The sequence below is a fragment of the Brachybacterium alimentarium genome (assembly GCF_002332425.1).
In the GTDB taxonomy this organism is placed as follows: domain Bacteria; phylum Actinomycetota; class Actinomycetes; order Actinomycetales; family Dermabacteraceae; genus Brachybacterium; species Brachybacterium alimentarium.
This window is the reverse complement of sequence record NZ_NRGS01000025.1, coordinates 1-14,589: the sequence shown is the minus strand read 5'-3', so window position 1 is coordinate 14,589 and position 14,589 is coordinate 1. Positions and strand designations below refer to the sequence as shown.

The window sequence follows — 14,589 nt, the reverse complement described above, 5'->3', positions numbered from 1 at the left end:
GAGCCCGATCGGGTCAGGCCGGGCCGCGGGTTCCCACCCGGGCCGGGCGCAGCACCCGGTCGTTCATCGTGTATCCAGGCTGGATGACCAGCGAGATCGTCGCCGTGTCGACATCCTCGGCGTCCTCGTGCATGAGGGCCTCGTGGAGGTTCGGATCGAACTCCTCGCCGACGGCGCCGAAGCGCTGCAGCCCGTGCGAGCCGAGGATCTCCTCGAGCTTCTGGGAGATCGAGTGGAACGGGGTGCCCTCGGCGATGTCGCCGTGCTGGCGGCCCAGCTCCACGTCGTCCAGGACCGGGATCAGTGCGCTCAGGACGCGGCCCACGGCCGCCTCCTTGCTCACCTCGGCCGCAGCCTCGATGCGCCGACGCGAGTTGACGTACTCCGCCTGCTCGCGCTTGAGCTGCTCGGAGAGCTCGGTGACCTTGCCCTCCAGCTCGGCGACGCGACCGGCGTCGGCCGGTGCGGACCCGGCCTCGCCCTGCTCCGCCTGCTCATAGAGCTTCGCGGCCTCGGCGTCGATCGGGTCGACGGGCTCGGAGGAGCCCTGACCCTCAGGAGCCGGGGTGCCCCCGGAGGGACGGACGCTGCCGTCCTCCGGGTTCACCTTGCGCTTGTCGGTGAAGGAGAACCTCGGCTCGCCATCGGGGCGCTGTGCGTCGTCAGGAGTGCTCTGGTCCTCGGTCATCACTTGGTCTCCTCGTCCTCGTCCACGATCTCGGCGTCGACCACGTCGTCATCGTCCGACGACGAGCCCTCGCCCGTCTCGCCCTCGGAGGCGCCCTCGGCACCCTCCTCGGCCTGCGAGTAGATCGCGGTGCCCACGGCCTGCAGAGCCTCGTTCAGGGTGTCGCGCTTGGCCTCGAGGTCCTCGGTCGAGGCATCCTCCTTGGCCAGCTCGTCCTTGGACTCCTTGATGGCGTCCTCGGCCTTGGTCTTGTCCGCGTCCGAGACCTTCTCCGCGTTGTCCTTGAGCAGCTTCTCGCCCTGGTAGACGAGCTGCTCGAGGGTGTTGCGGGCGTCGGCGTTCTTGCGACGCTCCTCGTCCTCGGCGGCGTGGGCCTCGGCGTCCTTCACCATGCGGTCGATGTCCTCGTCAGACAGGGCGGAGCCGCCGGTGATCTGGATGGACTGCTCGTTGCCGGTGCCGCGGTCCTTCGCGGTCACGTGCACGATGCCGTTGGAGTCGATGTCGAAGGTGACCTCGACCTGCGGGATGCCGCGGGGAGCCGGGGCGATGCCGGTCAGCTCGAAGGTGCCGAGCATCTTGTTGTCCCGGGTGAACTGACGCTCGCCCTGGAACACCTGGATCGCCACGGAGGGCTGGTTGTCCTCGGCGGTGGAGAACACCTCGGAGGTCTTGGTCGGGATGGCCGCGTTGCGCTCGATGAGCTTGGTCATCACGCCGCCCTTGGTCTCGATGCCGAGGGAGAGCGGGGTGACGTCCATGAGCAGGACGTCCTTGCGCTCCCCCTTGATGACGGCGGCCTGCAGCGCAGCGCCCACAGCGACGACCTCATCGGGGTTGACGCTCTTGTTGGGCTCCTTGCCGCCGGTCAGCGACTTCACGACCTCGGTGACCGCGGGCATGCGGGTCGAGCCGCCCACGAGGATCACGTGGTCGATGTCGGAGACGGAGACGCCCGCATCCTTGATGACCTGGTGGAACGGAGCCTTGGTGCGCTCGAGCAGATCCGAGGTCATGTCCTCGAACTGGGCACGGGTGAGCTTCTCGTCCAGGTGCAGGGGGCCGTTCTCGGTCATCGACAGGTACTGCAGCGAGATCGAGGTGGAGGTCGAGGAGCTCAGCTCCTTCTTCGCCTGCTCAGCGGCCTCCTTGAGGCGCTGGAGAGCGATGCGGTCCTTGGACAGATCCACGCCCTCCTTGTTCTTCACCTGAGAGATCAGCCAGTCGACGATCTTCTGGTCCCAGTCGTCGCCGCCGAGGCGGTTGTCGCCCGCGGTGGACTGGACCTGGATCGTGGAGCCCTCGTCGTCCTTGCTCACCTCAAGCAGGGAGACGTCGAAGGTGCCGCCGCCGAGGTCGAAGACGAGGATCTGCTCGTCGTCCTTGCCCTTCTCGAGGCCGTAGGCCAGGGCCGCCGCGGTGGGCTCGTTGATGATGCGCAGGACGTTGAGGCCCGCGATGGTGCCGGCGTCCTTCGTGGCCTGACGCTCGGAGTCCGAGAAGTAGGCGGGAACGGTGATGACCGCGTCCGTCACGGCCTCGCCCAGGTAGGACTCGGCGTCCTTCTTGAGCTTGCCGAGGGTACGGGCGGAGATCTCCTGCGCGGTGTACTTCTTCTCGTCGATCTCCTGGCTCCACTCAGTGCCCATGTGGCGCTTCACGGAGGCGATGGTGCGGTCGACGTTGGTGACGGCCTGGCGCTTGGCGACCTCGCCGACGAGGACCTCGCCCTGCTTGGAGAAGGCCACGACCGACGGGGTGGTGCGGGAGCCCTCGGCGTTGGCGATGACCGTGGGCTGGCCGCCTTCGAGGACGGCGACGGCGGAGTTGGTGGTACCGAGGTCGATTCCGACGACACGGGACATGGGTGCCTGCCTTTCTGCGACGGATACGCCGCAACGAGTTCATGCACTGCCGACCTCTGGCGGCCGACGGCAAGACTTGAGCTGTACGGACTCAAGTAGAGAACCCATCGCGATCGTTGTCAATCCGAGAAGCACTGAACTTGAGTACACCCGACTCAACTTCGGTTCGGCTCGGTTCATTCCCTCTCCCGCCAGTCGTGAGCGAGGACACAGCTGTAGGTTCCCGTTTGATCTGTCGCTGTTCCACTTATTTGGCACTCGCGTGTCGCGCGTTCCACTTACGTGTCGCTCGGTGCACTCTGGATCCATGGCGCGGTCCACCTTGCTGGACACCGAACTTCGCTACGTCGCCGACGACCGTCGCGAGGTGACGACGTCTGTCCGCGATGCGGTGGCGGCGGCTTTGAGTACCGCCCAGCCGGTGCGGCGCGTTGGCTCATACGCGGGGCAGCGGCACTACTCCGGATTGTTCTGGTCGGCGACCACCGGTGGGCACGTTCCCTACGAGAGCCACCTGGAACTGGATCGGCTGTGGCTGGCCGACTTCGACCCCACGGTGACCTGGATCGCGGCACAGCCCATGTGGCTGCGGGGCCGCGATGGGACAGTCATCCGGCGGCATGCCCCGGATCTCTTGCTTACGCGGGCCGACCGCAGCCTCGAGGTAGTCGACGTCAAGCCCGGCGATCTTGCCCGACGCCCGAAGGTGGCCAGCGTCTTCGACTGGACCGCGCGAGTATGCGAGACGCGCGGCTGGCGCTATCAAGTGTGGTCGGGCGCCGATCCGGTCCGCTTGGCGAACATCCGGACGCTTGCGATCGGCCGACGCCCGGGGCACGTCGACCCTGACGACCTTGCCCGACTCCGGGCAGCGGGCAAGGTCGGGGTGACACTGGGCGCGGCTCTGGGGCAAGGTCCCCGCCCGGCGCAGATAGCTGCGGTGATGACCTTGCTGTGGATGGGGCATTGGACCGTCGACCTCAGCGTGCCCCTCGGCCTCGGGGCCCCGATCACCTCGATCCGGGAGTCGTCATGAGCGTGATCGAGATGAACGTGGGGAGCCAGGTGTGGTTCGAGGGCGAGCTGTGGCAGATCGTTGATCTCAGCGCGCGCACCGCGACTTTGAGCAGTGGCTCGACGAGGCGGCGAGTCCTGCTCAATCACCTGGCCGCTTCCGCTCGGGTCGTCACCGAAGAATCCACCGTCCAGCCGGACCAGGATGCCGGCCTGGAGCTCGGTAATGTCGTGCTCTCAAGCCTCACCCAGCAGCAACGTGCACAGCTCGAACGCCGCGCCGCGGCGCTTCAAGCGATCGAGAACCCGGACGCCCGGCTGGCCACGGACCGCGCTGACCGGGTCGCTGCGGCCGCAACAGAGCTGGGCGTGTCCAAACGCACCGTCCAGCGCTGGCTCACGAGCTACCGGGAGGCCGGTATCGCGGGCCTGGCCGACAGTCGGCTGCTGGGGCTGCGCTCCGCGGGAGTAGATTCGCGATGGGACGCGGCCTGTCTCGCGGTGCTCGATGAATACACCGGGGCTTCCACGCCGACGATGAACGTCGTGCTCGACCGGATCCGTCACCGCGTCGAGGATGAGCACGGCTCAGACGCGGTGGTCTGCCCACCTCACACGACGGCGTATCGGCGCCTGAAGGCGCTCTCAAAGGGGCGGCACGCGTTCGGCAGCGCGAAGCAGCGCCGCTCGGTCGCTGCTCGTCCTCACGGTCCGTACGGGCGGCTGCGGGCAACGCGGCCGGGCGAATACGTGGTGCTGGATACGACGCCGCTGGATGTATTCGCGATGGAGCCGGTGACGCTGAGGTGGGTACCGGTCGAGCTCACCGTGGCCCAGGACCTGTTCACCCGTTGCATCCTCGGCCTACGCCTGACCCCGGTCTCGACCACAGCTGCCGACGTGGCGAACGTGCTCTACCAGTGCGTGACTCCGCAGCCGGACGGCGACGATGACGGCGCGTGGCCCTTCCATGGGGTCCCGCGCAACGTACTGGTCGGCACGGAGGAACCTGACGGGGTCTCACAGGAGCGAGTGGGCGGCTTGCCGGCTTGCCTACCCGAGGCGATCGTGGTCGACCACGGGAAGGTCTACCTCTCCTCCCACGTGACCTCGGCCTGTGCCCGGCTGGGCATCACGATCCAGCCGGCGATCCCGTACAAACCCACCGATAAGCCCACCATCGAGCGGTTCTTCAAGTCGCTGCGGGAGGGACTGCTGCAACATCTGCCCGGCTACAAGGGCCCCGATGTCTACAACCGCGGCCAGGACATCGAGGACCAGGCGTTCTACTACGTCACGGAACTCGAACAGATTATCCGCGAATGGGTCGGCCAGGTCCACCACCAGAGCACGCACCAGGGACTGTGTGTTCCGGAGGTGCCGGGCGCGGAATTCTCGCCCGCGGAGATGTTCGAGATCGGCCTGGCCAAGTCCGGCGGCCTACTGCTGCCCAGCTCTGCGGATCTGGCCTTCTCCTTCCTCGACGTCGCCTGGCGCACGGTCCAGCACTACGGCGTCGAGATCAACGGTCGCCGCTACGACGGTCCCGCACTGAACCTGCACCGAAACCACAAGTCGCCGCATCAAGGTGCCCATGCAGGCAAGTGGCCGATCTTCGTCGATCACCATGATGTGCGCCGGGTCTGGTTCCAGGACCCCGACACGAAGCAGTTCGAGCCGCTGGAGTGGGAGCACGCCCCCGCGCTGGACCAGCCGTTTTCTCGAGAAGCAGCGGAGTACACCAAGCGCCTGGCGCTACGATCCCAGCGCCACGTGGACCCGAAACAGGCCGTCCAAGACCTCCTGGACGCCTGGAGCCACGACGCCGTCACCACCCGGCGCGAGAAATCGTTGGCACGGCGACTGAGCGCCACCCGCGCCCACGACGTCTCTACCTTCCGTGACGAGCACGAGCCGCGCGAGGCAGCCTCAGCGCCTGGAGTCATCGATCTACTGGCCGCCCGCGACCGCAAGACCCGCGCACCGGAGCTGGCCGACGACCTCGACGACGTGTTCGCGCGGTATTACGCACAGCACCCGGATGCGGACGGGCTGGAGGTGTTCGACGAGTGAGCGGAAATCCGTGGGCGCAGTGGCTGGACCGGTATGACACGGTGCCGTACCAGCTCTCGCGGAAACAGGGCTGGGATGCGTTCGTCAACGCCGGTTCACGGCCGCGGTTCGAGGTGCTCACCCGAGCGGAGATGCGCGCGTTGAACGCGGACGTGCTGGCGGACTACAACGAGGCGCGGTGCGTGTGGAATGCGAATCCGGCGACGATCAAGACGCAGCAGTTGGCGCGGGCGTTCGATGTGCTGGAGCAGGTGATGGCCTCGAATCGTCGTGATGGGGACAAGCTGCGCGGGGCGGCGGTGATCGATGCCGAGCCGGGTCTGGGCAAGACCACGATCGCGACGCGGTTCGCGCGGGAGGTCCACCGCCGCGAGTACCGTCGCCACTCCCCCGAGACCCCGGACGGCAGCCAGAGGCTACCGGTGGCGTTCGTGCCCCTGAACGCGGGGGTGACGCTGAAGGGTCTGAACCAACAGCTGCTGGAGTTCTACGGTCATCCCGGGGCGTCACGGTCAACTCGTACTCAGCTGACGTCATTGGCCATGGATTGCGTGACCACGTGCGAGACGAAGCTGATCATCATCGATGATCTGCACTTCGTGGACTTCCGGCATCGGAACGGGCTTGAGGTCTCCAACCATCTCAAGGGCCTCGCCAACGTGCTGCCAGCAACGTTCCTGTTCGTGGGTGTGAACTTGGAGGCGAAGCGGTTCTTCGACGAGGGCCTGCTGGGTGAGGCTGCGGTCTATGCGCAGACGAGTCGGCGCACCACGCGGTGCCCTGTCGCACCGTTCAGTTTCGGCGACGGTCACAGCGCCCGCGCATGGACGGATCTGCTGGTGACATTGGAGCGGCACCTGATCCTGGCTGACGCGGGGCCGGGCATGTTGACCAGCCAGGCGCGGGAGCTGCATCGGCGCACCCAGGGGCGGATCGCGTCGTTGATGAACCTGATCGACCGCGCCGCCTTTCTCGCGATCACCACCGGAGTCGAGGCCATCACCCCCGCGGTGATCACTGCGGCGTTGACGGACAATGCGGCCCAACGCCTCGCCGAGCTCCCGGCCTGACCGGCGCCGGTCCGCGACCCCGCCCCTGCGGGGTGTGGCCGGTGGTTACGACATCAGCCGCTGGCCGATCACGGTCGCTCCATTGCCGGATGAGCTTCCGGTCTCGTGGCTGTGGCGGGTGGCTCACCGCTACGGCATGACATCCGCCGTCACGCTGGCGGCGCTCGGCCTGCCCCAGGTCAACGCATCCGTCCCCCGGCTGGAGACCTACCTCCGCTGGCATGCCGACGCCCTCGCAGCAGCTCTCGGCACCCAGCCCTACGCCGCCGATGAAGCGCTTTCACCCCATGAGGCACTCGAGGTCGAGCTCGAGCGGTATGCGATGGACTATCGGATCGGCCGCCTACCAGCGGCGACCATCAGGTTCTGTCCGCAGTGCCTGGCCGAGAGCAGAGGAACTTGGCTCCAGTCATGGCGCCGGCGCGCGCCCGCGGCCTGCCCCACCCATGGAGTACAGCTGCTCGTGCGATGTCCTGAGTGCGGCGCCGTGCCGTTCAGCAGATCGATCTGGATGACCGCAGCGACTCCGCCCTGGATCTGCCCGCAACTGACCGGCCAGCAACCGCCGTCCCGACGACGCCGGAACCGCTGCGGCTACGACCTTCGTCAGACGCCTACCTCCCCGCTGGGCGCTCCGGAGGCTGACACGTTGGACAGGCTGCACACTTCCGCTGAGGCTGCCGCTGCACATTCTCTGGAACCTGTGGACGTGGCGGGGTTCGGCGTGACTGCTCGCGATCATCTGGATGCGATCTTCGAGCTGATCGACGAGGACTCGGACCTCACGCAGGTCCTTGCGCCTGATGCCACGGGGCGCGATCGCCTATTGTCGTCGGCGCGGCTGGCCTTCGAGGTCCTCGATCAGCCGACGGCCCACGCCGCAGCGGACATCGCGGACCGTCATGGACTGCTCGATCCCAATGGCCGGCACACGCCTATCGTGACCGACGCGAGAGCCCGGCGCCGGCCGCACAATCCTCTGCTGGCAGCCATTCGCCTGCGGTCTCTGGAGGACGTGTTGTCACCGACGGCGCAACTGACCTTCCGCCTCGCTTCCTCCATGCCCCGCTACCCCGAACCGATCCCCTGGTGGCCCGATCAGGTCCAATATTGGCTCGAGCAGGTGCCACTGGCTGTGATTCCGCAGGTCCTCTGGCCAGGCACCCTCACACCCTGGATCCAGGACCACGACATCCCGGCCCGCGCCGCGGCCGCGATGCTGCTCGCCAAGATCGGAAGCACACGTGCCTGGTCCTTGATCGCCCTCGACCTGGGACTACCCGCCGCGTTCGCCACTACGCCCAGCGCACTGGTCACCCGGATGCGCCGCAACGGCACCTGGCAGGCACTCCTGAAAGCACTCGAGAACCTCGCGACCAGACTCGCCGACTCCCCTCCACCGATCGACTACTCCGCACGCCGCTGGGCCGCCGAGCCGACACTCATCGAGCAGGCCGTGCAGAGCATCGAAATCGACGCGACGCCCGGGATCACGGTCGACCGTAATCAACTGGCGGTTCTGCTCTGGCAGTCCTACACGGGAGGCGACGCCCGCTACCACCCCGACTACGGCACCAACGCGACCCTCGAGGCCCGGACCACCTCAAGGACGCATGACGCACTGGTCGACAGCCTGATCGAACGCGCAGCCAAAGAACTACACCACCTGACCGCGCAGCCCGATCAAGGACCATTGGAGTGGCGACCCCCATGACTACCAGGCACGGGATCCCACTCCCTGAAGCTCCCGGAGCAGTCCATGCCCCGGCAACAGTCGGAGTTGGAGGTCCTCCGACGAATCGCACTTCAATCGGCCGACCTCGGGATCCTCCCGAACCTGGGCTGGGTGAGCGAACGTGTTGCGGAGCACGGCTACCCGTACCGCGAGATCGATGGAGAGCAGTGGCTCCAAGACGTTCAAGCCGAGACTCTGCTCCTGCGGCCCACTCCACGTGGCAAACGTTTGACGTTCAGAAGCGATGCACGTTTGTCCTCGGGAGCTCGCCATTCTTTCCTCCACCACGATTTCGCGCAGACCCTGGAACGCTGGCACCTCGCGGGTCCCGACAACGTCCCGACACCACCTCAATGCCTCGATTCGATGATCGACCTGTCGCACGCCCACTGAAGCCGACGAGCTGACCGGAGCAAATCGCCCCATCGAGAACGGGAGAGTCTGGAATCCGAGCTTCGACGTGACGGCCAAGCTCTTACCGTCACCTGCGCGTGCACCAGTCCCATCCGACCGTCAGCCTGGCGGCCTAACCCCAGCTGACACCTGATCGCGCATCACTCCCGTTCATGAGTTCAGCGTCTGGGTTCCCATTTGAAGAGCTGGGTGGCGAGGACGCAGGCGACTACTACCCAGGCGAGGGTTGGCAGCAGCAGCGAGACGGCCGCACCGGTGTCGATGCCGTTCCAGGATTCGATGATGAGTTCGGCGGCGGCTCCTCCGGGGATGAGCCGCTTGATGAGGGCGAGATCTTCGGTGCCGGTGATCGCGATCCAGAACGCGGCCGCGAAGGTGAGGAAGAATACCGGGAGGGTTGTGACCTGGGCGTGCTCGGGCGAGTTGGTGAGCCCGGAGGTGGTGAGCGCGAACCCGAGGAACAGGGCTTCGACGGCGAGGACACCGAGGACGAGCATGGGGATGTTCTGCGGTGCGGTGCCGGTGATGCCGAGCACGGCGAGGATGACAGCGAGCTGGATGATGTTGATGACCACGATCGGGAGCAGGAGCCCGGTGAGGATGCTCGTATCGGTGACGGTGGTGCTGCGGAGGCGTTTGAGGAACAGGTTCTGCCTGCGGGCCGCGAGAGTTGTCGTGGCGGTGATGTAAACGCCGAGGGCGGCGATCACGATCACCTGGAGGGCGGCGACGATGCTGCTGCCGCCGAAGTTGTTCTGCGTGGCGATGAGGATGATGGCGAAGACAACGGGGACAAGGATGGCGCAGGCAGCGACGAGCCGGTTGCGGATCAGCATCCGGGTCTCCGCGCGGGCGATGGCGATCATGCAGGCTCCTTCGAGGTGACGGCGGTTTCGGTCGAGAGGGTGCGGAACACGTCGGCGAGGCTGGATGTGTTCGCACGCAGGTTCCGCAGTTCGACTGCGCTGGCGTCGGCCCAGGACAGCAGCCGGTAGAGGTCATGTTGCAGCGCGCTGGTTTCGATCACGACCTGTTCGCCCCGGATGCGGGTGGGAGCGATGGGCATGTCGTCGTTGATCAGGGAGGTCTCGAAGGTGATGTGTGCGGGGAATGCGGCGACGAGGTCGCTGAGGCTGCCCTCGTGCGCGAGTCGACCTTGATGCATGAGGCCGATGCGGTCGGCGTGGGCTTCTGCTTCTTCGAGGTAGTGCGTGGTGAGCAGAATCGTCGTCCCACCCGCTCGGAGTTCATTCACGACCTCCCAGAGCGCGTCACGCGCGGTCGGGTCGAGCGCGTTGGTGGGCTCGTCGAGGAACACCAGCTCTGGCCCCCCGTACACGGCGGTGGCGAAGTCGAGCCGCCGTCTCTCCCCGCCGGAGAGCTGTGCGACGTGGACGTCGCGTTTCCGGACGAGGTCGACCCGTTCCAGTAGACGCGCGGTGTCGTCGGTGCGACCGGAGAGCCGGCCGATGAGGTTCACCGTCTCCTCTACGGTGAGATCTCCGGCGAACCCGGATTCCTGGAGCATCATCCCCACTCGCGGACGCACGGCAGTGCGATCCGTAGGTGCGCCGCCGAGCACTGTGATTGCTCCTTCGGTCGGGCTGCGATGTCCCTCGATGGTTTCGAGGGTGGTGGTCTTGCCCGCCCCGTTGGTGCCCAGCAGTGCGTAGAGCTCGCCGGCGCGGACGTGGAAGGTGAGGTCTTCGACGGCGGTGAAGGATCCGTATCTGCTGGTGAGGTTCTGCACCTCGACGGTATTCGATGTGGTGGGCATCCTGTGTTCCTCTCGGGTCATCGGGTGCGCCGCGCATCCGTACGGCGCAGCACAGTCAGGCCCGCCAGAAGGGCGGCGGCGATGATCCAGACAATGCACGCCGCGATCACCCATCCGGCGTTGTCGAGCACGCCAGCGGGAAGGAACGAGGACGTGCCATAGAAGTCAACGGGGATGTTGTCGGCGACGCTGTCACCGCCGAGCGCGACGCGTCCGGTGCGGACCGCCTCGATCGTGACGACGATCGCGATGCCCGCGGGCACCAGGGTCAGAATCGTGATCAGGATCCCGCTAAGGGCTTTACTCATAGCTCGTGTTCCTTTCATCGAACAGGTCTGCGTTCTCTTTTCGAGGTCACTTACCATCGTCGAGAAACTGTCGAAAGTACGTCAGGGCATCCGGTCACCACCTGATCTGACGCTGGTCCCGATGGGCATATGACAGTTGTCAGGTCCAGAAATGATCGTGCCCACTACAGCCCTCTCGTCCAGCTGTGGGAGTGTTGATGGCAGGGCGGGAACCGGGTTCCGGTGAGGCCGGATCCGGGCTCGAAAAGATCGAAGGGAAAGTGAGGCGAGGTGGCAGACAAGCTCGACGTGAACGTCTCACTGGACGCCTATCGACGTCTCACCCGCTGGGCCTATGTGGTCACGGCGGCTCTGTTCGGAGTCATCGGCACCGCGGCCACCGCCCTCACCTCAGGACTCCACCTGGGGGCGCTTGCCACGGCGACAGCTGCGGGGCTACTCACCTGTGTGAACGGTGCCCGTTGGCCACGGCACCTGCGGTTCGGGCTCCTCAAGATCACCGCGGTCATCGGCGTGCTCGGATGGGGCGTTGCTGTGTGGATTGGAGCATCTCCCGCTGTGGGCTTCGCCCTGTTCCTCCCTCTCGCGTACGCGATCGCTACCCGCAGGCCATGGTGGCCCTGGGCAACGCTCGCCACGGCCGCCATCGTTCTCGCCCCGGTCATCGCCGGAGTGAGCGGACGCCTGGATGGCGAGCGATGGCTGACCGATCAGGTCGCAGCCGTGCTCTTCCTCTGCGCCGAGGTCATCGTGTTCCTCTCCCTCGAACTCGGCTGGGTGGTCTTCGCCCGCATGGACGCCCACCGCGCAAACGAGAACGAGCTCGCCGTCACTCGGGAGCGGCTTCGCTTCGCAAATGATCTACACGACGTACAAGGTCACACGCTGGTCGCCATCAAGTTGAAAGCCGAACTCGCCCGCCGCAGCCTGGATCGTGCGCCCAATACCACCCGGCACGAGCTCGCAGACATCGAAGCACTGGTGGCGGACGTCTCCGCGCAGACCCGACAGATCGCGAACGTCTACCGCACGGTCACGCTCGCCACGGAACTCGCCAACGTCAAACAGCTCCTCACCACCACCGGCATCGTCACTACAATCGATCCCGTCCCCACGATGCTGGGTGACTGGGAACCGCTGGTCGCGACCGCTGTTCGAGAAGGTGTCAGCAACATCCTCCGCCACTCAGCAGCCAGCACTGTCAGCATCCGCTTCGCCCCCGACACGGTCACGATCTCCAACGACGGGGTCCGCGCCAAGCGCAGCACGGCCGCGGATGGCGGTAACGGGCTCGTGAGCCTGCAAACCCGATTCGCCGAACACGGAGGCTCTCTCGACTGGAGGCATCACGGCGATACCTTCACCGTTACCGCCCGCTACGCCGCGAGAGGAGAAGCACGATGATCCGGGTCTACCTCGCCGACGACGAAGAGCTGCTTCGCACAGCACTTGCCTCACTCCTGAACCTCGACGGTGACATCACCGTCATTGCCCAAGCTCCCAGCGGTGACACCGTACTCGCGGACCCTGCCCGCACCGAGGCCGACGTGTTCCTCCTCGACCTGGAGATGCCCGGCCTCGGAGGGCTCGACACTGCCAAAGCACTCCTCGCCGAGAATCCACAGCGCCGGATCGTGATCGTCACCCGGCACGCCCGCCCCGGCATTCTTCGGTCAGCCCTTGCTGCGGGCGTCCGTGGATTCGTCCCGAAGTACACTCCCGCGGAACAGCTCTCCACCATCGTCGGACGCATCGACCAGGGTGAACGGTATGTCGACCCTGACCTCGCTCTTGATGCGATCAGCGTCGACTGCCCTCTCACCGAACGAGAACTCGATGCCCTCCGCCTCACAGAGGACGGTAGAAGCGTCCCCGAGATCGCAACACACCTGCACCTCGCTCAGGGGACCGTCCGCAACTACCTCTCCGACGCCATCACCAAACTCGGCGTCTCCACCCGCCACGCCGCCGCGAAACACGCTAAAGCCCACGGCTGGATTTGACCCGCCGGAAAGGGCTCGTTACGGACCCCTTCTTCGAAGGAAACACAACAACAACGAGACGCCTGCGGTCGCCTCATCCCACTGCACGCCTGAGGATTCTGACAACTAGGCGAGAATCTGAGCATCTTGCCCACAAGATGCACCGCAGGTCACCTCACTGCACCTCTGACAGATCGCGCGAGAACCTACAAGTGGTGTAGGTTCTCGCCCAACTTGGCCAGTTCTCACTTACTTGGCCAGTGCGTGTCAGATTTCTCCCCGACCTGTCAGACGGGCACGATGGACGTGTGGGCGGACGCGAGGTGTTCCTCCGCTACTGCACCGTCGCCGGCGACGAGGTCGCGACGACGTGGGAGCAAGCACGTGCCGATCTGATCGTCGAGGGACTACCCGTGCGAGTGCCGCCGACCTACCGGGGCCAACGGAGCTACCGAGGATTGTTCTGGGCCGCGACCAATGATCGTGTCCGGATCTCAGTTTCGTGTCCTGAGCGTGTTCTATGTCCCGATTTCGAGTTCTGACAGGATGCTGAGGACCATGGGTGTGACGAACCCGCTGGACACCGCGTCTTACGGCCTCACGCCTGGTGACTGACGCCAGTCACCAGAGATCCTCCGGTGGCGAGGCCGAGTACAGCGCTCCCTAGGACTCATCTCCGGGGGGTGGGGCAGGTGAAGTGTTCGTGGCGGTGGGCATAATCTAGGCATGATCCAACTCGGCACGACCAGGTGGCCTACAGACCCCTTTGACCCCACCGGCCGGGACGAAGCTGTTCCGGCCGCGGTAGAGGGGCAGCAGGCGATCGCACAGTTAATCCACAGCGGCGCCCCGATCCCTAGTCTGTTCGACTTGGAGAACGTGACCCGAATCGGACAGGACGCGAGGATCTATCAACAGACCGGACAGGCCTCTTACCGCTATACGGATGCCCGCTTCGAGCCAACAGACCCGCTAAGGATCGTCTACTCACGCCACGACCTGTGGACTCGGCCGAACACGATTCTCACGATCACGGAGGTCGAGCTTGGCGCGGTGCCAGAGAGTGACCTCGGAGGATTCGTCACCGAGGGCCTAAGACGCGCTCGTCAGGCCTTGGCCGCCGCGATCACCGTGCTCGACGAGCGGATCGCCAACCGCTTTATCGCGTTCCAGATTGCCGTCGCCACCCCCGACGGGGTGGCGATCATCGACTCGAGTGACGCCGTCCGTTGTCACGATCAGTCCGTGACTCGCCGCGAGACCGTCACGCCCGCCCTCGAGAACTTGAGTGAGATGTGCGCACCGGATGACGCGACTGCGGCCGCCCTGTCGTGTTACCTAGCTGCGCTTGAGCACACCCTCACTCCACCCGGCCTCATGCTCCTAGTCGGTGCACTTGAGGTCGCCTGCCTAGGGGTCGAGAAGCACGGAACCGGTTTCAACAAGAAGGGACTATGCGACGAGTTGGACCGCCTGGGGATACCCAACGATAGTAGCGAAATCGGCCGGCTCATCGCCGGGCCGCGCGGCACGGTCGTCCACCAGGGCTTTCAGCCTCACCACCAACTGAGAGAAGCCTGGTATTTGACCGAGCGGCTGCTCCGCGCCGTCCTTCAGGTCAAGCTCGGCACTGACCGTTCGTGGCTCATCGCATTTGACGGTG

At 65.7% G+C, this 14,589-nt stretch carries 12 protein-coding genes; 7 read left to right on the top strand and 5 right to left on the bottom strand.

Annotated features, from left to right (window positions below):
- Positions 1-13: 13 nt before the first annotated feature.
- Positions 14-688, bottom strand: coding sequence for a nucleotide exchange factor GrpE (locus CIK71_RS13960; protein WP_096166290.1), 675 nt, complete (start codon positions 686-688; stop codon positions 14-16).
- Positions 688-2,553: a molecular chaperone DnaK gene (dnaK, locus tag CIK71_RS13955; protein WP_096166289.1), complete on the bottom strand. Its 1,866-nt coding sequence runs from the start codon at positions 2,551-2,553 to the stop codon at positions 688-690. Before dnaK ends, CIK71_RS13960 begins: the two co-directional genes overlap by 1 nt.
- A 307-nt stretch (positions 2,554-2,860) precedes the next feature.
- Here dnaK and CIK71_RS13950 point away from each other — a divergent pair, with 307 nt between their 5' ends.
- The 4 genes from CIK71_RS13950 to CIK71_RS13935 are packed head-to-tail and all read left to right on the top strand — an operon-like array spanning position 2,861 to position 8,424.
- Entirely contained in the window at positions 2,861-3,589 is a 729-nt protein-coding gene (locus tag CIK71_RS13950) for a TnsA-like heteromeric transposase endonuclease subunit (protein WP_096166288.1), read from the top strand.
- Complete coding sequence (locus CIK71_RS13945) at positions 3,586-5,640, top strand: helix-turn-helix domain-containing protein (RefSeq protein ID WP_096166287.1); 2,055 nt, start codon at positions 3,586-3,588, stop codon at positions 5,638-5,640. The genes CIK71_RS13950 and CIK71_RS13945 overlap by 4 nt, the downstream gene beginning before the upstream one ends.
- Positions 5,637-6,710, top strand: coding sequence for an AAA family ATPase (locus CIK71_RS13940; RefSeq protein WP_096166286.1), 1,074 nt, complete (start codon positions 5,637-5,639; stop codon positions 6,708-6,710). The genes CIK71_RS13945 and CIK71_RS13940 overlap by 4 nt, the downstream gene beginning before the upstream one ends.
- Positions 6,711-6,744: 34 nt before the next feature.
- Complete coding sequence (locus CIK71_RS13935) at positions 6,745-8,424, top strand: TniQ family protein (protein WP_158541954.1); 1,680 nt, start codon at positions 6,745-6,747, stop codon at positions 8,422-8,424.
- Positions 8,425-9,017: 593 nt separating this feature from the next.
- Here CIK71_RS13935 and CIK71_RS13925 read toward each other — a convergent pair.
- The 3 genes from CIK71_RS13925 to CIK71_RS13915 are packed head-to-tail and all read right to left on the bottom strand — an operon-like array spanning position 9,018 to position 11,001.
- Entirely contained in the window at positions 9,018-9,725 is a 708-nt protein-coding gene (locus tag CIK71_RS13925) for an ABC transporter permease (RefSeq protein ID WP_096166283.1), read from the bottom strand.
- Positions 9,722-10,636: an ABC transporter ATP-binding protein gene (locus tag CIK71_RS13920; protein WP_096166282.1), complete on the bottom strand. Its 915-nt coding sequence runs from the start codon at positions 10,634-10,636 to the stop codon at positions 9,722-9,724. Before CIK71_RS13920 ends, CIK71_RS13925 begins: the two co-directional genes overlap by 4 nt.
- A 17-nt stretch (positions 10,637-10,653) precedes the next feature.
- Positions 10,654-11,001 carry a hypothetical protein gene (locus CIK71_RS13915; RefSeq protein ID WP_141393731.1) on the bottom strand — a complete coding sequence of 116 codons (348 nt, stop codon included), beginning with the start codon at positions 10,999-11,001 and terminating at the stop codon, positions 10,654-10,656.
- A 213-nt stretch (positions 11,002-11,214) separates the two neighbouring features.
- On the opposite strand from CIK71_RS13915, the gene CIK71_RS13910 reads away from it, so the two are divergent.
- The 3 genes from CIK71_RS13910 to CIK71_RS13900 form a co-directional block, all read left to right on the top strand.
- Positions 11,215-12,348 (top strand): sensor histidine kinase, encoded by a 1,134-nt coding sequence (locus tag CIK71_RS13910; protein WP_096166280.1) that lies wholly within the window; start codon positions 11,215-11,217, stop codon positions 12,346-12,348.
- Positions 12,345-12,947 (top strand): response regulator transcription factor, encoded by a 603-nt coding sequence (locus tag CIK71_RS13905; protein WP_096166279.1) that lies wholly within the window; start codon positions 12,345-12,347, stop codon positions 12,945-12,947. The genes CIK71_RS13910 and CIK71_RS13905 overlap by 4 nt, the downstream gene beginning before the upstream one ends.
- A gap of 705 nt (positions 12,948-13,652) precedes the next feature.
- A partial coding sequence (locus CIK71_RS13900; protein WP_141393730.1) for a hypothetical protein occupies positions 13,653-14,589 on the top strand: 937 nt, incomplete at its 3' end.

Bases quoted from the DNA above. Each gene is read 5' to 3' on its own strand.
- CIK71_RS13960 (WP_096166290.1), bottom strand. From the start codon at position 688: ATGACCGAGGACCAGAGCACTCCTGACGACGCACAGCGCCCCGATGGC.
- dnaK (WP_096166289.1), bottom strand. From the start codon at position 2,553: ATGTCCCGTGTCGTCGGAATCGACCTCGGTACCACCAACTCCGCCGTC.
- CIK71_RS13950 (WP_096166288.1), top strand. From the start codon at position 2,861: ATGGCGCGGTCCACCTTGCTGGACACCGAACTTCGCTACGTCGCCGAC.
- CIK71_RS13945 (WP_096166287.1), top strand. From the start codon at position 3,586: ATGAGCGTGATCGAGATGAACGTGGGGAGCCAGGTGTGGTTCGAGGGC.
- CIK71_RS13925 (WP_096166283.1), bottom strand. From the start codon at position 9,725: ATGATCGCCATCGCCCGCGCGGAGACCCGGATGCTGATCCGCAACCGG.
- CIK71_RS13920 (WP_096166282.1), bottom strand. From the start codon at position 10,636: ATGCCCACCACATCGAATACCGTCGAGGTGCAGAACCTCACCAGCAGA.
- CIK71_RS13915 (WP_141393731.1), bottom strand. From the start codon at position 11,001: ATGGTAAGTGACCTCGAAAAGAGAACGCAGACCTGTTCGATGAAAGGA.
- CIK71_RS13905 (WP_096166279.1), top strand. From the start codon at position 12,345: ATGATCCGGGTCTACCTCGCCGACGACGAAGAGCTGCTTCGCACAGCA.